The sequence below is a fragment of the Terracoccus sp. 273MFTsu3.1 genome (assembly GCF_000383675.1).
Classification (GTDB): Bacteria; Actinomycetota; Actinomycetes; order Actinomycetales; family Dermatophilaceae; genus Terrabacter.
This window is the reverse complement of the sequence record NZ_KB911820.1, coordinates 319,867-341,675: the sequence shown is the minus strand read 5'-3', so window position 1 is coordinate 341,675 and position 21,809 is coordinate 319,867. Positions and strand designations below refer to the sequence as shown.

The following is a 21,809-nucleotide window of genomic DNA, read 5'->3' as shown; positions in this document are numbered from 1 at the left end:
CGGTTCACTGGAGAGCGTGGCCGCGCAGCGCCTGGGGACGGCATCCCTGACGGACGGGACGGGGGTCGCGTATGCCGTCACGGGCAGCGGTCCGTTCCTCGTCGTCGCCCCCGGATGGCTGAGCCACCTCGAGATGGGGTGGGCCATCCCGGCCGAGCGCATGTTCCACGAGGCGCTGTCGTCGGGACGCACGCTCGTGCGCTACGACCGCCCGGGCTGCGGCCTCTCCGACGCCTACGACGGCCCCCGCACCATGGACCTCGAGGTCGCGACGATCGCTGCCGTGGCCGAGGCGGTCGGCGCGGAGCGCTTCGACCTGCTGGGCTGGTCGCTCGGTGCGGCGGCGGCGGTGCAGTGGGCCGCCGAGCGGCCGGACACCCTCTCGCGCCTCGTGCTCTACGGCGGCTGGGCCACCGGGAGCTCCATCGGCGACGACGACAGCCGCCAGCACGTGCTCGGCCTGCTGGCCACGCACTGGGGTCTCGGGTCGGACCTGCTCACCGACGTGTTCGCCCCCGACACGGACGCGGGCACGAGGCGCACCCTCGCTCGCTACCAACGCGCTGCCTCCTCGGCCGAGACGGCGGTCGCGCTGCTGCGGCTCGCCTACGAGCTCGACGTCAGCCCGCAGCTCGCGCAGGTGCGCGCGCCGACCCTCGTGCTGCACCGGCGCGGCGACCGGGCGGCGCCCGTGGCCGGGGGACACGCTCTCGCACAGGCGATCCCGGGTGCCGAGCTCGTCGAGCTCGAGGGCCGCTCGCACCTCCCCGCCATCGGCGACGCGCAGTCGGTCGTCGACGAGGTGCGGCGCTTCCTCGGCCTGCCGAGGGTGCGCCGGGCGGTGCCGACCGGGCTGACGACGCGCCAGACCGAGGTCGCAGCCCTGGTCGCCGAGGGCCTGACGAACCGCCAGATCGCCGACCGGCTCGGCATCACCGAGCGGTCCGCCGAGTCGCACCTCGAGCGGATCCGGATGCGCCTCGGGTTCAGCTCCCGCGCACAGGTGGCCGCCTGGTACGTCGCCCGGACCCCGTAGAAGTGGGGTAGTTCCACGGCTGTGCTGCGGAGTGACCGTGGACAGCATGAGGAGATGACCCGACGCATCGTGCCCCTCGCCGTCTCTGCCGCCGCCTGGTGCGGCTTCGTCGCCATCACCGCGTGGACGATGGCCTTCCTCGCCGGCGTGCTGCTCCCCCGCACCGTCGACGGTCCGGCGCGCACGAGCACCGGCCGGGCCGTCGCCGTCGACCTCGCCCTCCTGCTGCTCTTCGCCCTCCAGCACTCCGTGATGGCGCGCCGCCCGGCGAAGGCCTGGCTCCGGCGATGGGTCCCGGCCGAGCTCGAGCGCACCACCTACGTGCTCGCCACCGACGTCTGCCTCGCGCTCCTGCTGGCGCTGTGGCAGCCGTGGGACCAGGTCGTGTGGGAGGTCGAGGGGCCGGCGTCATACGTGCTCTGGTCGGTGTGCGCGGCGGGCTGGGTGCTCGCGATCGCGGCGACGTTCGCGGTCGACCACCTCGAGCTCCTCGGGCTCCGACAGGCCGGCTGGGGCGCACGGACGACTCCGTCCGACGACGGACCGGCGGCACTGCAGGTCGGTGGGCTCCACGCGATCGTGCGGCACCCGTTGATGACCGGGATGGTGCTCGCGTTCTGGGCGACCCCGCGGATGAGCGCGCCACACCTGCTCTTCGCCGTCGCCGCGACCGGCTACATCGCCGTCGGCATCAGCTTCGAGGAGCGCGACCTCCGTCGCACCTTCGGGGCGGACTACGACGCGTATGCCGCCCGCGTCCCCGCGCTCGTGCCGGGGCTCCGGCTGGGGCGGCTGGCGCACGTGGCGGCCCCGTCAGGGCGCGACCGGGCCTGACCGCCTCGCGATCGAGGCAGCAGTCAGTCGCCGCGGATGCGATCCGGCTTGAGGATGACGAGGGCCAGCGCGACGAGCAGGCCGGCCACGATGCCGACGACGAGACCGCGGCCGACATCCTTGGTCAGCGCGCCGCCCATGAGCCCGGCGAGCGCCCCGATCGACGCGCACCCGGTGAACGTCGCGATCACCTTGGCCCAGAAGGGCGCCTGCACCTCACCTGCCATGCCGCCACAGTAGTCGCGCGCGTGCCCGGTCCCGGCGATGCCGTATGCCGCGTGCCAACCAGCGCACGCTTCGGATGCCTGGCCGAGGATGCGCGGCCGAGGATGCGCCGCCGAGGATGCGTGGGCCGGATCCCTCGCCCTGTCCCCGCGCTCGGCTAGCGTCTCGGGCATGGTGGCCCACCAGCTCACGGTCGAGCAGGCATGTCGCATCGCCGTGCACGCGCAGCTGCTCGACCTGCCGCGCCCGACCGACCTCGTGCAGACCGTCGAGCGTCTGACCTTCCTGCAGATCGACCCCACGGCGGCCATCGCGCCGAGCGCCGACCTCGTGCTGTGGAGCCGGCTCGGTCGCACCTACGACCCCGCCGACCTGACGAAGGCCGTCGAGCACGACCGCACGCTCGTCGAGACCGTCGCCTACGTGCGCAGCCCGACCGACATCCCCGCCGTCATCGCCGAGGTGCGCGAGGCCGAGCCCTATCCCTTCATGGCCACCTGGCTCGAGGCCAACGACTCGTTCCGCCGCGACATCCTCGCCACGCTCGAGGCCGACGGGCCCCTCCTCTCCCGCGACATCCCCGACACGAGCGTCGTCCCCTGGCCCTCGACCGGCTGGACGAACAACCGCAACATCACGAAGATGCTCGAGGCCCTCGCGCTGCGCGGCGAGGTGGCCATCGCCGGACGCAAGGGACGCCAGCGCTACTTCGACCTCCCCGAGCGCGTCTACCCGCCCGACCTGCCGAGGCTCACGCTCCAGCAGGCCATCGACCAGCGCAACGAGCGACGCCTCGCCGCCCTCGGCATCGCCCGCGCCACCGGCACCGTCATGCCCGGTGAGGGCAACTACGTCGGCGACGCCGGTGAGCCCGCCGAGGTCGAGGGCGTGCCGGGCACGTGGCGCGTCCACCCGGCATACCTCGACGTCGCCGACACCTTCACGGGACGCACCGCGCTGCTCAGCCCCTTCGACCGGCTCATCCACGACCGCGTCCGCGCCGAGCAGCTCTGGGGCTTCGAGTACATCCTCGAGATGTACAAACCCAAGGACCAACGGCGCTGGGGCTACTTCGCGCTGCCGATCCTCCACCACGACCGTCTCGTCGGGAAGCTCGACGCCCAGGCCGACCGCAAGGCCGGCACTCTCGTCGTCAACGCCGTCCACGAGGACGTCCGCTTCACCAAGGCCATCCGGACCGCCGTCGAGCGCGAGGTCGCCGACCTCGCGGCGTGGCTCGGGCTCACTCCCACCGGCCCGGCCGCGCCGTAGCCCGGCCACACCGTAGCCCGGCCACGCCGACCACGACACCGACCACGACACCGACCTCGACACCGACCACCAGGAGACCGCCGTGCGCAGGATCGTCGCCTACGTCATCACCTCGCTCGACGGCTCCGTCGACGACCCCACCCGCTCCTTCCCGCCCGACGTCGACCCCGACAAGCCGCAGCCGCCGACCTTCGACGACGTCCTCATCGAGCGCGAGACCGCGCTCATCGAGCAGCAGGACGCCGTGCTCCTCGGCCGGCACATGTACGACGAGTGGGCCCGCTACTGGCCGACGTCCGACGAGCAGCCCTTCGCCGACTTCATCAACGGCGTCACGAAGTACGTCGTCACCTCCACCCCGCTCAGCACGCAGTGGGGCGACGCCGAAGCCGTCCGGGGACCGCTCGCCGAGATCGTCCGCGACCTGAAAGCCCTGCCCGGCAACGACATCGGCGTGCACGGCAGCATCCAGCTCGTACAGTCCCTTCTCGCAGAGGGCCTCGTCGACGAGCTGCACCTGGCCGTCGCGCCCGTCCTCGACCCCGAGGGCCGCCGCCTCTTCGACGGCCTGCCCGAGCTGCAGCGCCTCACCCTCGTCAGCGCGACCCCGACCCCCACGGGCGCGCTCTGGCTCGTCTACCGCCCTGCCGCCCCGGCCTCGTAGGCACGCCGCCGACCCAGGTCCCGCTGACGCGGTAGCCGCGCACCGCCCGCCGCGACTGCGCCGAGAGGATCGACCCGTCGCTCTGGTGCGAGAGCACCGACAGGCGCGACATGTTCGACAGCAGCGACGTCATGCTCATCGACGACCCGATCGACAGGAACGACGCGAACGACCCGACGCTGCCGATCGACAGCACCGACCCCACGCTCCCGATCGAGAGCACCGACCCCGTCGACCCGATCGACAGGAACGAGTCCCGCGACGCGATCGACCACTTCCCCGTGCGCGATGTCGCCATGACGGCAGCCTAGGCACGCGTACCCAATTCACGGGGCGTATGCCGTCCCACCCGTTCCCAGAGGTATCACCTCATCCGCCCGCTCCTCCTCTCCTGCAACGGCGCCGCCCCGCGCCACACGGCATACGCAGACCCCACAGGAGCACCTCGTGAGCAGCACGTTCGCCTTCACCGTCCACCCGCGGGCCCGCCTCGGCGAGGACCTCGCCCGCGTCTGGTCGCCGCTCGGCCGCGTGCCGGACCCGGTCTACGACGCCGCCCTGCGCCGGCTCCCGCTCCGTCCGATCTCGATGGCCGGCATCCACATCGGCGGCGCGCACGTCGGCCACGTCGTGCTCGTGCCCTTCGGGGCCCGCCACCTGCTCACCTCCCCCAGCGAAGGCCGGGCCCGCGTTCACCGTGCGGTCGACAAGGCCCGCGCCCTCGGCTGCGACGTCGTGGGGCTCGGCGCCCTGACCGCCACGGTGACCGCGGGCGGGGTCTCGCTACGCGGCCGCACCGACATCGGCGTGACGAACGGCAACGCCTTCACCGCGGCGATCGTCGACGACCAGGCCCGGCGCCTGCTGCGCGACGCCGTCGACCACGCGGCCGACCCGCACGTCGCGATCGTCGGAGCCACCGGCAGCGTCGGTGCCGCCGTGACCCGGCTGCTCGCCCGCGACGGCGCCGTCGCCCGGCTCACCCTGGTGGCCCGGTCGACGGGCCGGCTCGAGGCCCTGGCCGCCGACGTCGGCCGCCAGGTCCCGACGACCACCGCGACGACGATGGACGCCGTCACGACGGCTGATCTCGTCATCCTGCTCACGGCCTCCGCCGACGCGCTCCTCGAGGCGCGGCACCTCGCGCCCGGCGCGGTCGTCCTCGACGCGACCCAGCCGCGCAACACCTCACCGACACTCGTCGACGAGCGGCCCGACGTCCTCGTCGTCGACGGCGGCGTCGTCGACATCCCGAGCCTGCGCCTCGTCGGCGGCAACATCGGCCTGCCCGACGGCCGCTCCTACGCGTGCTTCGCCGAGACCGCCCTCCTCGCCCTGACCGGTCACCGCGGCCACTTCTCCATCGGCGTGCCGACGCTCGAGCTCGTCGACCGGACGCGCGCCATGGCCGCCGACCTCGCGCACCTCGGCTTCCGGGCCGCGGAGCCGACGAGCTTCGGCCGGCCGGTCGTCGTCGGCCGGAGCGCGACCACCCCTGCGCTGGGGATGGCGTCGTGACAACACTCGTCCGGGGCGGCCACCGCGCCCAACACCGCGTCGTCCTCCTCGGCGGCGGCTACGTCACCCTCCACGCGTATGCCGGTCTCATGCGTCACGTCGGAGGTGCCGTCCGCGCCGGCGACATCCAGGTCGTCGTCATCAGCGCGGACGACGCGCACAGCTTTCACGGCTTCACCGGAGAGGTGCTCGCCGGCCTGCTGCCCTACGACCGCACCCGCACTCCGCTCGTCGACGCGATGCCGCACGCGCACGTCGTCCTCGGACGAGCGACCGCCATCGACGCCGAGCGACGGGTCGTGCGCTACGTGCTCGCCGACGACGAGTCCGGCCCGGACCACACGTCGACCGCGGAGCGGGTGCTCGACTTCGACTCCCTGGTCGTCGGCACCGGCGGCCGCGAGCCCGCGACCGCGGTGCCCGGCCTCGGGGAGCACGGCTTCACCCTGCGAGCGCCCGGCGACATCGCCGTCCTCACCGAGCGGGTCCGTGAGGCGGCGGCGCACCGTGGCCTCCGTCGTCACACGGTCGTCGTCGCCGGCGGCGGGATGGCCGGGGTCGAGATGGCCGCGGCCGTCGCGGACCTCGGCGGAGCGCGCCTCCGGGTCGAGCTCGTCCACTCCCGCGACGCGATCCTGCCTGAGCTGCGCGACGAGCAGCCCCGCCTGGCCCGCCGCGCCGAGCAGGAGCTGCGGCGTCTCGGTGTCCGGGTCCGGCTGGGAGTGCGCCTCGCGTCGGTGACGGAGAACCATGCCTACCTCTCCGACGGGACGAGCCTCCCGGCGAGCACCGTCATCGCCACGATCGGACAGCGGCCCGTGAACGTCCCGGGACTCGACACCCACCGCGACCCGCGCGGCCGGCTCGTGACCCGCCCCGACCTCTCCGTCGTCGACGGCGTCTGGGCTGCCGGCGACGCGGCGTGCGTCGTCCACCCGACCACCGGCGCACCCGTCCCGGCCAACGCGCTCTGGGCGATCAAGGGCGGCGAGCACGTCGGACGCAACCTCGCGCGGACGCTGCGGGGTCGCTCGACCCGGCCGTTCGCGTACCGCGGCCTCGGGCAGGCGGCCTCCTTCGGGGTCGGCCGCTCCATCTCCGAGCTCTACGGCATCCCCTTCACCGGCTGGGTGGCGTGGGTGCTGCGGCTGACCTTCTTCCTGCGCTTCATGCCGTCGCGGCGCAAGGCAGCACAGGTCGTGACCGACTTCGCCCGGCATGCCGCCCACGGCCGCACGGCTCGGACATCCGCCGAGCCCGCGGTGGCCGACCTCGCCGCGGCCCGCACCGCCTAGGCAGCTCGGCCTGTCGTCCCTTCCGCGCGGACGATCGGCGCCGGGGTGTCGAGATGCGAGAGTGCCGTTCGACGTGGTGGCATGACGACCACCTCAGGAGGAGCCATGACCACCCAGCCCACGACCGGCAGCCCCGCCAGCCCCGCGCCCAAGGGTCCGGCGTCCTACTTCCCGTCGATCGAGAAGACCTACGGTCGGCCGATCGAGCACTGGATCGGCCTCGTCCGCGAGCAGTACGCCGCCGGCACGGTCCGGCACGGCCAGCTCGTCGCCTGGCTCAAGACCGAGCACGGGCTCGGGCACGGCCACGCCAACGCCGTCGTCGCCCACACCCTCGGGCATCTCGAGGCCGAGGCGTGAGCGAAGCCCACTCCACCGATCCGAGCCACCCCACCGAGCCGAGCCACGTCAGCGAGACGCGCGCCGCCTACGACACGGTCGCCGTCGACTACGCGAGGCTCCTCGAGGGTGAGCTCGCGCGCAGCCCGCTCGACCGGGCCCTGCTCGGGCACTTCGCCGAGCTCGTCGGCCTCGAGGATGGCGGCCCGGTCGTCGACGTCGGATGCGGGCCGGGTCGCGTGACGGGGCACCTCGCGGCCCTCGGGCTCGACGTCAGCGGCATCGACCTCTCGCCGGGCATGGTCGCCGAAGCGCGGCGGCGGCACCCCGACCTCGACTTCCGCACGGGAAGCCTCGCCACTCTCGGCCTCGCCGACGCCTCGGTCACGGGTGTCGTCGCGTGGTACTCGATCATCCACACGCCCCCTGCGCTGCTGCCCGAGGTCTTCGTCGAGCTCCACCGCGTCATCCGGGCGAACGGCCTGCTCCTGCTCGCCTTCCAGGCCGGCGGCTTCTCGGTACGGCACGAGCAGGCCTACGGCCACGAGGTCACCTTCGAGGCCCACCGCCACGACCCCGACGGCGTCGCCGCACAGCTGGCCGACGCGGGCTTCCGGGTCACCGTTCGCACCGAGCGGGCCCCTCAGGACTACGAGAAGACGCCGCAGGCCTTCCTCCTCGCCCGCCGCGGTTGAGCCTCGCCGCGGCTGAGGTTGTCCAACGTCAGGAAGGATTCCGCCGCTCCGGGAGTTGTCGGTGAGGACGGCCCGACCGGGGCCCGACCGATGAGGAGCTCAGCGTGCGTGCGATCTGGAACGGCAAGGTCATCGCCGAGAGCGACGACACCGTCGTCGTCGAGGGCAACCACTACTTCCCCCGCGAGTCCGTCGACGACAGCGTGCTCGTCGACAGCAGCACGCAGACGACGTGCCCGTGGAAGGGCGAGGCGTCGTACTTCTCCGTCGCCGTCGACGGAGACACCAACCGCGACGCAGCCTGGTACTACCCGACGCCCAAGAGCGCCGCGGCGGAGATCCGCGACCGCGTCGCCTTCTGGCGCGGCGTCACCGTCACTGACTGAGCGCCGCCGCGACACTCACGCCCGATGGCGCTCCGCGAGCGCCCGGGCGACCCGCTCGATGAGGTCGTAGGGGACCGGGTCCTTGTAGAAGAACTGCACCGTGTCCTTCGTCGCCCGGTGCGGCGCGATCTCGGCCTCGAGGTCGGGATCGAGCTCGCCCACCGGGTAGAGCCCGACGTGCTTCTTCCACCCCGCGAAGTGGATGCCGTAGCGGTCGGCGAACATGACGGCCGGCATGCCGTAGCGGATCTTCTCCTCGCCGCCGGGAACTGCCCGCCGAAGCGCCGCGCGCACCTGCTCGAGCACCTGCCGGGGCCCGTCAGGAAACCGGTGGATGTAGGCGTCGACGGTCGTCGGCGCGCCCCCGCCCTCCGCGTCGGAACTGGTCTCGGGAGTGGTCTCCGGCTCGCTCATCGATCCCCCTCGTGCCCCGTCATGGCTGCTGCACCGTCCCCGCCAGTGTGACCCACCGGGCGCCCGGCGACCATGGTCCATTCGCCGGACAGGGCGGTGCCGATCACCTACGGTGAGCCGATCACCAGGGGACCAGGGAGCACGATGCGCAGTCGCAGGACCAGGGGACTCGTCACGGTCGCCGCCCTCGTCGCGCTCGCGGCGGTCGGGGGTCACGCCGCACGAGGCTCGGACGAGATCGCGCTCACCGGCGCGGGTCCCGTGCCTGTCGTCACCGTGACGCGCGTGCCCGCGCCGAGCGTGACGAGCGCGCCGGCGCCGAGCGTGACGACCGACGGCGACGCGGCGCGCCGCGCCGTCGAGGCGAGGGCCGCCGCTGACCAAGCGGCCGCTGACCAGGCCGCGGCGGCGAAGAAGGCCGCTGACGCCAAGGCGGCTGCCGCGCGCGCCGCGGCGACCAAGGCTGCGGCCGCCACGTGGGTCGTCACGAAGGTCGTCGACGGTGACACGATCTGGGTGTCGCGCGCCGGCGCCTCCCGCAAGATCCGCTTCATCGGCATCGACACCCCGGAGACCGGCCAGTGCGGCTTCACCGAGGCCCGCAACGCGCTGCGCGGCATCATCGGCGGCCAGCGCGTCACCCTCACCGCCGGCGCCCAGGACGACGTCGACCGCTACGGCAGACTGCTGCGCTACGTCGACGTGAACGGCGTCGACGCGGGCCTGCGCCTCGTCAAGCAGGGGTATGCCGTCGCCCGCTACGACTCGCGCGACGGCTACGGCTCGCACACCCGCGAGGCGGCCTACGTCCGCGCCGACGCGGCGAGCCCCAAGGCCTCCTGCGCCGAACCCGGCGCCGGCACGTCCAGCGGCAGGACGGGCGGCAGCGGGGTCACCGGGTCATGGCCGCTGGCCGGCGACACGTACCCCTGCCCGCAGTCGCGCCCGGTCAAGGGCAACGAGAACTCGATGATCGCCCACGAGCCGGGCGACCGGTACTACACCGTGACCAAGCCGGAGCAGTGCTTCGCGACGATGGCCGACGCCGAGGCGGCCGGCTTCCGCCCCGCCAAGGTCTGATCGTGCGTCGGTCGCCGTCGTGAGGAGGCCACGGTCACCCGGACCTCACTGCGTCAGTGCTCCACCCAGCGCAGCACTGACGTAGGGCGCGCCTGACGATGCCGAGGACTCAGTCGTCGAGCTCGAGGATGCAGGCCGTCCCGACGTCGACGAAACCGACCCGGCGGTAGATGTCGGCAGCCGCGTCCGATCCGGCCGACAGGAAGACGATCTCGACGCCCTGCTCGCGACATGCGGCGACGAGGGTGCTCGTGATCGCCGTGCCGTGACCGCGGCCCCGGTGACCCGGGGGCACGGCGATGCCCATGAGCTCGGCGACGTCACCCCGAGGAGCGGCCGATCCGGCACCGCAGAGGCGGTTGCCCTCGAACGAGGCGACGACGAGGAGGTCACCTCGTTCGATGAGCTCGGGCCGCTTGCCCGGGTCCTTCGGCTCCACCTCGTCGCGCCCGGCGAAGCCCGCCGACACGGCGCCCATGGCCAGCGACAGGTGCGGCTCGGCCGGTTTCAGCGCCCGGGCCCGTGGGTCCGCCGCCACCGGGACGTCCGGTGGCATGACGAGCAGCGGGTACCGGTGCGGCTCGTGACCGGCCGCACGCACCGCGGGCAGCAACGACGGCGTGACCTCGTCGACCCACTCGATGGCCCGCGGCACGTCGAGCTCGCGCTGGGTCTCGAGGACACGGCATACGTCATCGGCGCTGAAGGCGTCCCGGCCACCCCGCCGGGGGCGGGCGTAGAACTGCCACCCCGTGCCCTCCTCGGCGACGAAGAGCGTGAAGGGCCCGACGTCCATGGCGCTCGCGACGGCGCGCGGGACGCAGTCGTAGTACGCCTCGATCCGGTCCAGCCGCGCGTCGTGAGCTCGCCCCATGGCGCCACGATGACAGCCGCCGGCCCTCGCGGGCGACCGAATTGCCGCCGGTCAGCGGCGACCCCGGCGGGTGCGGAGGTAGTCGGCGACGACGTACTCCCCGAGTCTCGCGATGTCGGGCGTGAAGACGCGTCCTCCCGCCCGCCGCGCCACCGCGTCGACGAAACGAGCCAACCCCGGGTCGTCGCCGAGCATGAAGATGTTGAGCTGCGCACCCGCGCGGCGGAGCTCGTCGACCTGCGCCACCGTCGCGCGCACCGTCTCCTGTGTCGCCGGCCAGTGGAAGGTCGGTCGCCCGTCGACCTCGATGTGGGCGGTGGGCTCGCCGTCGGTGACGACGAGGACGACGGGTTCCGCGTCCGGGTGCCGGCGCAGGTGACGCGAGGCGAGCATGAGCGCGTGCTGGAGGTTCGTGCCCTGCACCCACTCCGGCTCGGCCTCGGTCAGCTCGGTCGGGGTCAGCTTGCGGGCCGCGAGGTTGAAGCCGATGATCTGCAGCGCGTCGTGCCGGAAGCGGGTCTGCACGAGGTGCGAGAGCGCGAGGGCGGTCTGCTTCATCGGTCCCCACCGACCCTCCTGCAACATCGAGAACGACATGTCGACGCACAGCGCGACCGCCGCGACCGAGCGCCGCTCCGTCTCGGCCACCTCGAAGTCCTCGACGAGCAGCTCCACGCCACCGCCAGACGTCGAGCTCCGTTGGGCCGCGTTGCGCTGCAAGGCGTTCGACACGGTGCGCACGGTGTCGATGGGCAGCTCGTCCCCGAACTCCCACTGGCGGGTGAGCCCGGTCGGCTCGTCGGCCTGGCCGGCCGCGCGGTCGTCGTGGTCGCCGCGACCGGCCGCCTCGACTCGGTCGAAGACCCGCTTCAGCGCGGTCTCGCCCAGACGCCGGACCGCGCGGGGCGTCAGGCGCAGCCCGTCGTCACCACGGGAGACGTAGCCCTGGCGTTCGAGCTCGCGCTCGAGCTGGCGGAGGGCCTCCATGTCACGGGCGGCGTCGGCGCCGAGGTACTGCTCGAGCCGCTCCACGTCGACGTCGTCGAGGGTCGCGCCGAAGTACCCCTGCCCGAGCTGCTCGCCGAGCTGCTCGAGATCGGCGAGCTCGGCCACGGCGCCGACCGCGTCGCCGTAGCCCATCGGCTCGCCGCCCTGCCCCTGCTGCACCGGGCTGCGCCGGTCGAGGCCGGGCCGCAGCGCGCGCAGGTTGTCGGACAGCTGCGCCATCTGCGACGCGAGGTCGGGGTCACCCAGGGCGTCGGACATGAGCTGGCCGAGCTGCTCGCGCTGCTCGGGGGTCAGCGAGGCCATCAGCCGCTCGGCCGCGGCCTGTCGCCGGGCCAGGGCGTCGATGAGCTCGTCGACGTTCTCGGGCCGCTCCGGGAAGAGGTCGCCGTGCTTGTCCATGAAGTCGCGGAACTGGTCCTCGGTGTCCTCGCCGCGGGCGTGGGCGGCGAGGAGCTGGTTGAGGTCGGCGAGCATGTCCTTGACGGCCTGCATCGCCCCCGGGTCGTTGCCCGACAACGCCTGCTTGAGCCCCTCGAACTGCGCCCCGACGACCTCGCGCTGGAGCATCTGCTGGATCTGCTCGTACGTCTGTCGGGCCTCGGGCGAGTGCCACTCGTAGTCCCCGAGCGCGCGGACCGCACCGGCCACGTCGTCGGGGATCGTCGCGAGGTCCATCTCGGCCAGGCGGGCGTCGTCGCCGGCCTCACCGGCGAGGGCGTCGCGCTCCTCGGCGAGGGCCTGGTCGAGCATGGCGCGCACCTGGTCGAGGGTGCCCCCAAGGTCGCCGCGCCGGCGCGCGGCCTCTCGCAGACGGCGTACGCGGTCGGCGAGGTCGTCGAGGCCGCGACGTCCGTCCATGCCCCGTCGCATGAGCTCGCGCAGCGCCTCCCGGAGGGAGCCCCCGGACAAGACGTCCTGCCCGACCTCGTCGAGGACCGAACGCACGTCGAAGGGCGGCGCCAGCGGGTCCGGCCCACCGGACCACGGCGCGTAGCGGAACCGCCCGTGCTGCTCACCGCCGTCGCGGGGCGTCATCGGCACGACCTAGGCCCCGTAGACCGTGCGGCCCGCGACGGAGTCCTTGTCGATGCGACGCGTCAGGTGCAGGCCCTCGAGGACGAACTCCACCGCGGCGGCGACCTGCCCGAGCGTCGCGTCGTCGCCGTGTCCGAGGCGGTCGAGCACCTTGGACAGACCGGGCACCGGGCCCACCTGCGCGAGCAGGTCGGCACCCGGCACGAGCTCTCCGGTCTCGACGACGGCGCCCTCGGCGAAGAGGTTCGTGAAGCCGGTGAGGTCGAGCCCTGCCAGCCGCGAGCGGTAGGTCTCGGCGACGGCGAGGCGCAGCAGGTGCGTCAGCACGTCGCGCTCCCGACCCTCCTCCCCCATCTCGAACTCGACCTTGCCGAGGAGGGTCGGCACGACGGTGGGGACGTCGCAGACGCGCGCGACGGCATACGCCTCCCCGGAGCGGGCGGCGCGGCGCAGCGCGGAGCCGGCCACACCCTCGGCCCCCGCGATGGCGAACCGGGCCGAGACGCCGGAGCGCTGGTCGACGGCCGACGACTCGCGCAGCCCGCGGGTGAAGCGAGCGACGACCTCGAGGAGGTGCTCCGGCACGTCGGCGACGAGCGCGGACTCCTGCGCGATGAGGGCGACCTCGTCGCTGACCTCGGTCGGGTAGTGCGTGCGGATCTCGGCGCCGAAGCGGTCCTTGAGCGGCGTGATGATGCGGCCGCGGTTCGTGTAGTCCTCGGGGTTGGCCGTGGCGACGAGGAGGATGTCGAGCGGCAGCCGCAGCGAGTAGCCGCGGATCTGGATGTCGCGCTCCTCGAGCACGTTGAAGAGGGCGACCTGGATGCGCTCGGCGAGGTCGGGCAGCTCGTTGAGGCCGAAGATGCCGCGGTTGCTGCGGGGCACGAGGCCGTAGTGCACCGTCTCCGGGTCGCCGAGCGTGCGACCCTGCGCGACCTTGACGGGGTCGACGTCACCGACGAGGTCGCCGACGCTCGTGTCGGGCGTCGCGAGCTTCTCGGTGTAGCGCTCGCTGCGGTGGCGCCACACGATAGGCAGGTCGTCACCGAGCTCGGCGGCGAGCCGACGACAGCGGGTGCACGACGGCGCGTGCGGGTCGTCGCCGATCTCGCACCCCTCGACGACGGGGCTCCACTCGTCGAGCAGGCCGGACAGCGTGCGCATGAGGCGGGTCTTGCCCTGGCCGCGCTCGCCGAGCAGGACGAGGTCGTGGCCGGCGAGCAGCGCCGTCTCGAGCTCGGGCAGGACGGTCTCCTCGAAGCCGACCATCCCCGGGAACGCGTCCTCGCCGGAGCGCAGCCGGGCCAGGAGGTTCTCGCGGATCTCGCTCTTGACGCTGCGGTGGACGTGGCCGGAGGCGCGCAGCTCGCCGAGGGTGGTGGCACGACCGGTGTCGGGGTGGGTCATTGCTTCACGCTACGTCCGACTCCCGACCCTGTCGAAGGGTGCGTCGAGGGCTGGTCCGGCATCTCCTCGCCGGAGCCTCAGGGCGTGACGCCGGCTCGCGGCCTTTCGTTTGACGCGTGGTGTCGGGCACCGCCCGGCGTCCGTATGCCGTGTGCCCGGTCCGTCGGGCCCCGTGACGTGCGTGGTGCCCTCGGACACTGCTCCGCCCAGCGCAGCACTGACGTGGTGCCCGCCCCACCTCCATGCATCACGGCACGACCCGCACCGAGCGGGTCGTGCCATGGCGTGAGGTCTCGGTCGTGCGCGACCGGGGTCCGCCGCTCAGACGGACCGCTCAGACGGTCGAGGACTCCGCGCGGTCGCCGGCCCAGTCGGTGTGGAACGTGCCCTCGCGGTCGACCCGCGTGTAGGTGTGCGCGCCGAAGTTGTCGCGGAGGGCCTGGATGAGCGCGGCCGGCAGCCGGTCACGGCGGAGGGCGTCGAAGTAGGCGAGCGACGACGCGAAGGCCGGTGCGGGGACGCCCCGCTCGGCCGAGACGGCCACGACGCGGCGCCAGGCCTGCACGCCGTCGCCGATCGCGTCGGCGAACCACGGCGCGGTCAGCAGCGTCTCGAGGTCGGGCTCGGCGGCGTACGCCTCCTTGATCCGGTCGAGGAAGCGGGCGCGGATGATGCAGCCACCGCGCCAGATCGTCGCGACCTCACCGAGGTCGAGGTCCCAGCCGTGCTCCCGCGAGCCGGCGGCGAGCTGGTCGAAGCCCTGGGCGTAGGCGACGATCTTCGACGCGTAGAGCGCCGCGCGCACGTCGTCGACGAAGGCGTCGCGCTCGACGTCGCGCCGCGTCGAGGGGTCCAGGTCGGCGAGGTCCGAGAAGGTCTGGCGCACCGCAGCGCGTTGGGTCGTGTGGCCCGACAGGCTGCGCGCGAAGGTCGCCTCCGCGATGCCCGTGACGGGAATGCCGAGGTCGAGGGCGCTCTGCACGGTCCAGCGGCCGGTGCCCTTCTGCTCGGCCGCGTCGCCGACGACGTCGACGAACGGCTTGCCGGTCGAGGCGTCGGTGTGGGCGAGCACGTCGGCCGTCATCTCGATGAGGAAGGACTCGAGGTCTCCCCCGTTCCACTCGCGGAAGACGTCGGCGATCTCGGCGGGCTCGAGTCCGAGGACGCTGCGGAGCAGGTCGAAGGACTCGGCGATGAGCTGCATGTCGGCGTACTCGATGCCGTTGTGGACCATCTTGACGAAGTGGCCCGCGGCGTCGGGCCCGAGGTGCGCGGCGCACGGCGTCCCGTCGACCTGCGCGGCGATCGACTCGACGACCGGGGCCAGGCGCTCGTAGGCGTGGTCGGAGCCCCCGACCATGATCGAGGGCCCGTTGAGCGCGCCCTCCTCGCCGCCCGAGACGCCCATCCCGACGAAGTGGATCCCCCGGTCGGAGAGCGCCTTCTCGCGGCGGAGCGTGTCGGCGAAGTACGCGTTGCCGGCGTCGACGACGATGTCGCCCTCGTCGAGCAGGGGCACGAGCTCGTCGATGACGGCGTCGGTCGGATCACCCGCCTTGACCATGACGATGATGGCCCGCGGCTTCTGGATCGCGGCCACGAAGTCCTCGACCGTCTCGGCGCCGACGAAGTCGCCCTCGTCGCCGAACTGCTCGACGAGGCTCGTCATCCGCGACGTCGTGCGGTTGTGGACCGCCACTGTGTGGCCGTGCCGGGCGATGTTGCGGGCGAGGTTGCGACCCATCGTCGCGAGCCCGGTGACGCCGATCGTTGCGCGTGTCTCCATGAGGGCGGCAACGAGCCACGCGACCGGTCCATTCCGAGGTGTCCACCCACCGGTCCCGCCGCAGCGCCGCCGATGGGGTTGAGTGGGGCCATGGAGACGGATGCGCAGCGGATCCGCGGGCTCGCCGACGGGCTGACGACCGCGCTGGCCGGGCCGGCCGGCAGCGACAGCGAGATCGGGGCCGCCCTCGAGGAGAGTGTCGCGGCGCTGCGCCGGCTCGCCGACGTCGTCGAGCAGCACTCCGCGGCCGCCGCGACGTCCGGGCGCCCTGCTCCCGTCGAGGTCGTCGCGCCGGTGCTCGGTGTCGACGGCTGCTCCGCCGGCTGGGTGGGCGCGCTGCTCGAGCCCGGCGCTCCCCGTCCGCGCATCGTCGTCGCCCCGACGATCGCCGAGCTCGTCGCCATGGTGCGCGAGTCGACCGGCGTCCGCGTCGTCGGCGTCGACATCCCGATCGGCCTGCCGGACAGCACGATCCGCCAGGCCGACGTCCTCGCACGCCGGGCTCTGCCCGGCAAGGCGTCGTCGATCTTCTCGACGCTGACCCGGCCCGCCTACGGAGCGACGACGCGCCTCGAGGCCGACGCCGTGAACCGCGACCTCGTCGGGCAGGGCGTCGGCGCCCAGGCGTTCGCCCTGCGCGACAAGATCGTCGAGGTCGACGCCTGGCTGCGCACGCGCCCCACCGTGACGGTGCTCGAGGTCCACCCGGAGGTGTCCTTCGCGACGATGTCGGGCGCCCCGATCCTCGCGAGCAAGAAGACCGACGAGGGACGCGAGGAGCGCCTCGCGGCCCTGACGGCGGCGGGCGTCGCACGCCCGCCCGTGCTCCGGGGCCAGGGGTATGCCGCCGACGACGTCCTCGACGCCTGCGCGGTCGCGTGGTCGGCCGCCCGTCACGCCGCGGGTCTCGCCAGGTCGCTGCCCGACCCGCCGGAGGTCTTCTCCGACGGCATCCCGGCCGCCATCTGGGCCTGACCGACGCACGCGCACGGGGATGTCCGACCATGGGCCCATGCGGATCACGCTCGACGACCTCACCGACCCGGCCGTCATCGCCCTGCTCGACGGGCACGTCGCGCAGCTGCGGTCGATCTCGCCGCCCGAGAGCTCTCACGCCCTCGACCTCGATGGGCTGCGTGCGCCCGGGGTGACGTTCTGGGTGGCCCGCGACGGTGACGAGGTGCTCGGCTGCGGGGCCCTCACGGAGGTCGCGCCCGGCCACGGCGAGGTCAAGTCGATGCGCACGGCGCCGACGGCCCAGCGCCGCGGCGTCGCCCGGGCCGTGCTCGGCGAGATCGTCGCAGAGGCCCGGCGCCGGGGTCTGGCCCGGCTCAGCCTGGAGACCGGTTCCGACGACTTCTTCGCGCCGGCGCGGGCCCTCTACGCCGCGCACGGCTTCATCGGGTGCGGGCCCTTCGGCAGCTACCGTCTCGACCCGCACAGCACGTTCATGACCCTCGAGCTCTGAGCCGCCGCTCCGCCACCGCCGCCGTGTGCAGGCAGCGTGGTCAGGGCCCCGCCCGGTGCACACGGCACCACGACGCGAACGAGGTATGCCGTCGCGACCGGGCGCGACGGCATACCTCGTCCCAGCGGGGCCCGTCTCGGACCCCGTGGAGCTCAGCCGGTGACGGCGACCCGGAGGGCTCCGGCGGTCGCGTCCCAGCCGGGCTGGGTCGGGTGGACGAACTCGGCGACGTCACGGCCCGGGGTGCCGACGGGCACGAGCCACGCCTTCGAGTTGTCGGCGACGACGTGCGGGTCGAGACCGTGGACGCGGCCGCCCCAGGCCGCCTTGACGGTGTCGACGAAGTGGTACTGCGTCGTCGCGCCCTCCGCGTCGAGCTCGGCGATGCCGCGCGCCTGGAGGCTGTCACCGAGACGCTGGAGGTCGTTGAGCGCCGTGCCCGCGTCGTAGACGGGAGCGACCTCGGGGATGGCGTAGCTCTCCGTGTTGATGAGGAACGGGTAGCTGAGCAGGTAGACCTGCGCGTGCCCGCCGGACCGGGCGACGACGGCACGCAGGGCCGCCTTGGTGCGGTCGACCATCTCGGGCGCCTTGGCCGAGGCCGCGTCGAGCGCCTGCTTGCAGCTGGACGGGTCGCGGAGGGTCAGGCAGTCGACCACGATCGTCGAGAAGCCGATGTCGTTGCCGCCGATGGTGACGAAGACGTAGTCGGTGTCGGGCGTGACCGCGTCGATCTGCGGCCGGGCGACGAGCTGGCACGAGACCGTGCCGGTGTAGAGGCCGCCGACGCCGACGCCGGCGACGAAGGTGTAGGTGTAGGAGAAGTCGGGCTGGGCCGGGACGCCGCAGAGCCGCTCGTTCTTCGCCCGGCGCAGCCACTCGGCCTTCTGGTCGGGATAACGGGCCGGGTCGATCGGGTACGTCGCGCTCTTCGTGGACGCGTCGCCGAGCTCGCGCGGCTCGAGGATGTCGGCCACGACGCCGCCGCTGCAGGCGACGTCGGTGTAGCTCGCCCCGATCGAGGCCGCGACCTGCGAGCCGTAGTTGTCGGGTGAGCGGTAGCAGCTGCGCTCCTCGTAGCTGCCCGTGCCGTTGCCGGCCGAGTAGGAGTCCCCGAGCTGGACGACGTGCGGCGCGGTGGTCGAGGCAGCCGGGGCGGCCGCAGCCGACGGAGCGGCGACCGCGCCGGCCGTGAGTGCTGCCGCAGTCGCGAGCGCCGCGACGAGGGCCGCGGCGGGGCGGGCAGGACGGCCGGTGGGTGAGGAACGGGGCACGGCGGGACTCCTTCGTCCGGTGTCGGTCTCCGAGGAGAACGACACCGACACGACGGAGGTCACGCGGGCGCCGTCGCGGGCACCCGACGCGGAGGAGGTATGCCGTCACGGACGTGCGTGACGGCATACCTCCTCGGGTCGTGGCGGGCGTCAGCCCTGCGCGAGCTGGGACACGTCGTCCCACTTCTCCCACGTCTCCATCCGCGAGGCGTAGTCCGCCCTGGCGATCGAGAGCGGGGCGGCGCCGAAGAAGACGCGCAGCGGCGGCTCCTCGGCGTCGACGATCTTGAGCACGGCGGCAGCGGAGGCCGTGGGGTCGCCGGGGCCGGACGTGTTGCGCGCGGCGCGCTCGCGGTGGGTGCGCTCGCGGATGTCGTCGTAGGTCGACGACGGCTCGGAGTGCTTGGCCGACGGGCCCGCCCAGTCGGTCGAGAAGCCGCCGGGCTCGATGAGGGTGACCGTGATGCCGAAGGGTGCGACCTCCTGGGCGAGCGACTGGCTCAGGCCCTCGAGCGCCCACTTCGAGGCGTGGTAGGCGCCGACGATCGGGAAGGCGGAGATGCCACCGATGGAGCTGACCTGGATGATGTGGCCGGAGCCCTGCTCGCGCATGATCGGCAGCGCTGCCTGGGTCACCCAGAGCGCGCCGAAGAAGTTCGTCTCCATCTGGTTGCGCACGTCGGCCTCGCTCAGCTCCTCGACGAAGCCGAAGTGGCCGTAGCCGGCGTTGTTGACGACGACGTCGAGGCGGCCGAAACGCTCGTGCGCCTGCGCGACCGCCGCGAAGTCCGCGTCCCGGTCGGTGACGTCGAGGGCGATGGGCAGCAGCCGGTCGCCGTAGGTCTGGACGAGATCGTCGAGGGTGCTGGTGTCACGGGCGGTCGCAGCGACGGTGTCGCCTCGCTCGAGTGCGGCGATCGCCCACTCGCGACCGAACCCGCGGGACGTTCCGGTGATGAACCACGTTTTCGTCATGCGTTCGACGCTATGACTTCAAGTGCGCTCCAACGCAAGCCGGCCGTGGAGCCCCGCGGTCAGGAGCTGCGCGCGGCGCGGGCGAGCCACGCGAGGGCGTCCCCGGCAGTGCTCAGCACGGAGACGTGGCCGTCGAGCGGTTGGATCCACAGATCGGCGTCGGGCAGGGCACTCGCGAGCCACTCACCGTGCGCGACGGGGACGATCCGGTCGGCGCCCCCGTGCACGACGAGAGTCGGGGCCGCGACGTCGCCGGGCGCACAGCCCCAGTCGGAGACGTAGGCGAGGTCGTCGTCGATGAGAGCAGCCGGGCCGGCGTCCATCGCGGGCCGGCCGACCGACCCGAGCCAGCCCCACGGGCCGGAGAAGGCAGTCTCGTCCGCCTCCACGAAGCCGACGTCGATCTCACCCTCCGGGGCCAGCGCGACAGCGGCCTCGTGCGCCTCCTTGACCTCGCGACCGGCAGCCGCGGCACGGAGCGACGCCTCGCCCCCGGGCGCCATGCCGCCGAACCAGTCGAGGCCGGGGGCGCCGAACGGAGCGACCCCCGATACGGAGACGACGCCCCGCACGCGGTCGCCGAGCAGCGCGGCCGGGGCCAGCGCGTGCGTACCACCTCCGGAGTAGCCCATCACCGCGAACGAACCGACGCCGAGGTGGTCGACGACGGCCTCGACGTCACGCGCCGCGGAGGCGATGTCGCGCCCCGGTCGCGACGTCGAGCCGCCGTAGCCGGGCCGGTCGTAGGACACCCAGCGGATGCCCAGCCGCGCCGCGGCGGCGAAGAGCGGGCGTGGCGGGGCTCCGATGTTGGGCGTGCCGTGGTGCCACACGACGACGAGCGGCTCGATGCCGAGCGCCTCGACGTCGCCCGGGTCGTCAGGGTCTCCGGTGTCGTAGACATGGAGCACGTGCCCGTCCCCGAGGTCGACGTCGGTCTCGGTGACCGGCGGTGTCGAGGAGCTGCTGGTGTCGGTCACAGGGCTTCGGCCTTTCGTCGGAGGTGGTCCTGCTCGGGGATGCTCGTCGTGAGCCGCGATGCGAGCAGGTAGCTGTCGCGAGCCCCGGCGGCGTCACCCGACATCTCGAGCAGGTGGGCGCGCACCGCGTGCAGCCGGTGGTGCCGGGCGAGCCGCTTGTCCTGCTCGAGGTCGTCCAGCAGGGCGAGCCCGGCGGCGGGTCCCTCGACCATGGCGAGCGCGACGGCGCGGTTGAGCGTCACGACCGGCCCGGGCGCGAGCTGCTCGAGCAGCCCGTACAGCGCGAGCACCTGCTCCCAGTCCGTCTGCGCCGCCGTCGGCGCCTCGTCGTGCACGGCGGCGATCGCCGCCTGCACCTGGTAGGGCCCGAGCCGCGTCCGCGTCAGGGAGTCCGTCACGAGGGCGACGCCCTCCCGGACGTATGCCGTGTCCCACCGCGCGCGGTCCTGCTCGGCGAGCGGCACGAGCTCACCCGCCTCGTTCGTCCGGGCCGGTCGCCGTGCCTCGGTGAGGAGCATGAGGGCGAGCAGCCCGGCGACCTCACCGTCGTCGGGCAGGAGGGCGTGCGCCTGGCGCGTGAGGCGGATCGCCTCTGTCGTCAGGTCGACCCGGTGCAGGGTGTCTCCGCTGCTCGTCGTGTGACCCTCGGTGAAGACGAGGTAGAGGACGTGCAGCACCTCGCGCAGCCGCTCGGGCACGTCGTCGGGCGGCGGCATCCGGAACTCGGCACCCGACTCACGGATCCGCTGCTTGGCCCGGCTGATCCGCTGCGCCATGGTCGCTTCCGGCACGAGGAAGGCGTGGGCGATCTGCGCCGTCGTCAGGCCGCCGACCGCCCTGAGGGTCAGGGCGATCCGCGACGCCGGGGGCAGCGCGGGGTGACAGCACAGGAGGAGGAGCGTCAGGGTGTCGTCGCGGTCACCCGGCCCGACGGCATACGGCGCCGGGGCGACGAGGTCCTCGGCCGGCACGCGACTCGCGTCGGCGAGCTCACGGCGCTCTCGTGCCTCGTCGCTGCGCAGCCCGTCGATGAGCCGACGCGAGCCGACCCGGATGAGCCACGCCTTGGGGTCGTCCGGCACGCCCTCCTCGGGCCACTGTGCTGCCGCGGCGAGGAGCGCCTCCTGGGCCGCCTCCTCGGCACGGTCGAAGTCGCGGTAGCGACGCACGAGCGCTCCGATGACCTGCGGCGTCACGCTGCGCCACAGGTCGTCGGTCACGGCGGATCCGCCCACGTCACAAGC

Annotated in this window: 23 protein-coding genes; 13 read left to right on the top strand and 10 right to left on the bottom strand. The window is 73.3% G+C overall.

Going from position 1 to position 21,809, the window contains the following annotated elements; translation table 11 throughout:
• Positions 1-16 precede the first annotated feature (16 nt).
• Both H283_RS0101510 and H283_RS0101505 read left to right on the top strand, forming a co-directional pair.
• Positions 17-1,036, top strand: coding sequence for an alpha/beta fold hydrolase (locus H283_RS0101510; RefSeq protein WP_020141740.1), 1,020 nt, complete (start codon positions 17-19; stop codon positions 1,034-1,036).
• 54 nt (positions 1,037-1,090) lie between these two features.
• Complete coding sequence (locus H283_RS0101505; RefSeq protein WP_020141739.1) at positions 1,091-1,870, top strand: isoprenylcysteine carboxylmethyltransferase family protein; 780 nt, start codon at positions 1,091-1,093, stop codon at positions 1,868-1,870.
• A gap of 23 nt (positions 1,871-1,893) precedes the next feature.
• Here H283_RS0101505 and H283_RS0101500 read toward each other — a convergent pair whose 3' ends face one another.
• Complete coding sequence (locus tag H283_RS0101500) at positions 1,894-2,097, bottom strand: hypothetical protein (protein ID WP_020141738.1); 204 nt, start codon at positions 2,095-2,097, stop codon at positions 1,894-1,896.
• Positions 2,098-2,266: 169 nt separating this feature from the next.
• Between H283_RS0101500 and H283_RS0101495 the strand changes: the two genes are divergently transcribed.
• From H283_RS0101495 to H283_RS0101460, 8 genes are all read left to right on the top strand, one after another.
• Complete coding sequence (locus H283_RS0101495; protein WP_020141737.1) at positions 2,267-3,367, top strand: DNA glycosylase AlkZ-like family protein; 1,101 nt, start codon at positions 2,267-2,269, stop codon at positions 3,365-3,367.
• 82 nt (positions 3,368-3,449) lie between these two features.
• Positions 3,450-4,031, top strand: coding sequence for a dihydrofolate reductase family protein (locus H283_RS0101490; protein ID WP_020141736.1), 582 nt, complete (start codon positions 3,450-3,452; stop codon positions 4,029-4,031).
• Positions 4,032-4,141: 110 nt separating this feature from the next.
• Entirely contained in the window at positions 4,142-4,342 is a 201-nt protein-coding gene (locus H283_RS27465) for a hypothetical protein (RefSeq protein ID WP_020141735.1), read from the top strand.
• Between the two features lie 136 nt (positions 4,343-4,478).
• Positions 4,479-5,549, top strand: coding sequence for a saccharopine dehydrogenase NADP-binding domain-containing protein (locus H283_RS0101480; RefSeq protein ID WP_020141734.1), 1,071 nt, complete (start codon positions 4,479-4,481; stop codon positions 5,547-5,549).
• Positions 5,546-6,844 (top strand): NAD(P)/FAD-dependent oxidoreductase, encoded by a 1,299-nt coding sequence (locus tag H283_RS0101475; RefSeq protein ID WP_028785253.1) that lies wholly within the window; start codon positions 5,546-5,548, stop codon positions 6,842-6,844. Before H283_RS0101480 ends, H283_RS0101475 begins: the two co-directional genes overlap by 4 nt.
• Positions 6,845-6,949: 105 nt before the next feature.
• Positions 6,950-7,204, top strand: a complete 255-nt coding sequence (locus H283_RS0101470) for a DUF4287 domain-containing protein (RefSeq protein ID WP_020141733.1) — start codon at positions 6,950-6,952, stop codon at positions 7,202-7,204.
• Positions 7,201-7,878: a class I SAM-dependent methyltransferase gene (locus H283_RS0101465; protein WP_020141732.1), complete on the top strand. Its 678-nt coding sequence runs from the start codon at positions 7,201-7,203 to the stop codon at positions 7,876-7,878. Before H283_RS0101470 ends, H283_RS0101465 begins: the two co-directional genes overlap by 4 nt.
• A gap of 104 nt (positions 7,879-7,982) precedes the next feature.
• A complete protein-coding gene (locus H283_RS0101460; protein ID WP_020141731.1) occupies positions 7,983-8,264 on the top strand; it encodes a DUF427 domain-containing protein in 282 nt (93 codons plus the stop codon).
• A 15-nt stretch (positions 8,265-8,279) separates the two neighbouring features.
• Here H283_RS0101460 and H283_RS0101455 read toward each other — a convergent pair whose 3' ends face one another.
• Positions 8,280-8,678, bottom strand: coding sequence for an iron chaperone (locus H283_RS0101455; protein ID WP_020141730.1), 399 nt, complete (start codon positions 8,676-8,678; stop codon positions 8,280-8,282).
• Positions 8,679-8,822: 144 nt separating this feature from the next.
• On the opposite strand from H283_RS0101455, the gene H283_RS0101450 reads away from it, so the two are divergent.
• Complete coding sequence (locus H283_RS0101450; RefSeq protein WP_156022905.1) at positions 8,823-9,758, top strand: thermonuclease family protein; 936 nt, start codon at positions 8,823-8,825, stop codon at positions 9,756-9,758.
• Between the two features lie 109 nt (positions 9,759-9,867).
• On the opposite strand, the gene H283_RS0101445 is transcribed toward H283_RS0101450, so the two are convergent.
• The 4 genes from H283_RS0101445 to gndA all read right to left on the bottom strand — a co-directional run bounded on the left by H283_RS0101445 (position 9,868) and on the right by gndA (position 15,868).
• Positions 9,868-10,632 (bottom strand): GNAT family N-acetyltransferase, encoded by a 765-nt coding sequence (locus H283_RS0101445; RefSeq protein WP_020141728.1) that lies wholly within the window; start codon positions 10,630-10,632, stop codon positions 9,868-9,870.
• A 51-nt stretch (positions 10,633-10,683) separates the two neighbouring features.
• Positions 10,684-12,675 carry a VWA domain-containing protein gene (locus H283_RS0101440; RefSeq protein ID WP_020141727.1) on the bottom strand — a complete coding sequence of 664 codons (1,992 nt, stop codon included), beginning with the start codon at positions 12,673-12,675 and terminating at the stop codon, positions 10,684-10,686.
• Between the two features lie 9 nt (positions 12,676-12,684).
• Positions 12,685-14,082, bottom strand: a complete 1,398-nt coding sequence (locus H283_RS0101435; protein ID WP_020141726.1) for a sigma 54-interacting transcriptional regulator — start codon at positions 14,080-14,082, stop codon at positions 12,685-12,687.
• A gap of 334 nt (positions 14,083-14,416) precedes the next feature.
• Positions 14,417-15,868 carry an NADP-dependent phosphogluconate dehydrogenase gene (gene gndA / locus H283_RS0101430; protein ID WP_020141725.1) on the bottom strand — a complete coding sequence of 484 codons (1,452 nt, stop codon included), beginning with the start codon at positions 15,866-15,868 and terminating at the stop codon, positions 14,417-14,419.
• A gap of 90 nt (positions 15,869-15,958) precedes the next feature.
• On the opposite strand from gndA, the gene H283_RS0101425 reads away from it, so the two are divergent.
• The gene (locus H283_RS0101425) at positions 15,959-16,843 is read left to right on the top strand and encodes a DUF429 domain-containing protein (protein ID WP_020141724.1); all 885 of its coding nucleotides are present in this window, start codon (positions 15,959-15,961) and stop codon (positions 16,841-16,843) included.
• 37 nt (positions 16,844-16,880) lie between these two features.
• On the top strand, positions 16,881-17,336 hold the full coding sequence (locus tag H283_RS0101420) for a GNAT family N-acetyltransferase (protein ID WP_020141723.1): 456 nt from the start codon (positions 16,881-16,883) through the stop codon (positions 17,334-17,336).
• A gap of 152 nt (positions 17,337-17,488) precedes the next feature.
• Here H283_RS0101420 and H283_RS0101415 read toward each other — a convergent pair whose 3' ends face one another.
• The 4 genes from H283_RS0101415 to H283_RS0101400 all read right to left on the bottom strand — a co-directional run bounded on the left by H283_RS0101415 (position 17,489) and on the right by H283_RS0101400 (position 21,785).
• Positions 17,489-18,610, bottom strand: a complete 1,122-nt coding sequence (locus tag H283_RS0101415; protein ID WP_020141722.1) for an SGNH/GDSL hydrolase family protein — start codon at positions 18,608-18,610, stop codon at positions 17,489-17,491.
• A gap of 150 nt (positions 18,611-18,760) precedes the next feature.
• Positions 18,761-19,585, bottom strand: a complete 825-nt coding sequence (locus H283_RS0101410) for an SDR family oxidoreductase (RefSeq protein WP_020141721.1) — start codon at positions 19,583-19,585, stop codon at positions 18,761-18,763.
• 59 nt (positions 19,586-19,644) lie between these two features.
• Positions 19,645-20,565, bottom strand: a complete 921-nt coding sequence (locus H283_RS0101405) for an alpha/beta fold hydrolase (protein ID WP_020141720.1) — start codon at positions 20,563-20,565, stop codon at positions 19,645-19,647.
• Positions 20,562-21,785 (bottom strand): RNA polymerase sigma factor, encoded by a 1,224-nt coding sequence (locus tag H283_RS0101400; RefSeq protein WP_231372203.1) that lies wholly within the window; start codon positions 21,783-21,785, stop codon positions 20,562-20,564. The genes H283_RS0101405 and H283_RS0101400 overlap by 4 nt, the downstream gene beginning before the upstream one ends.
• Positions 21,786-21,809: the final 24 nt, after the last annotated feature.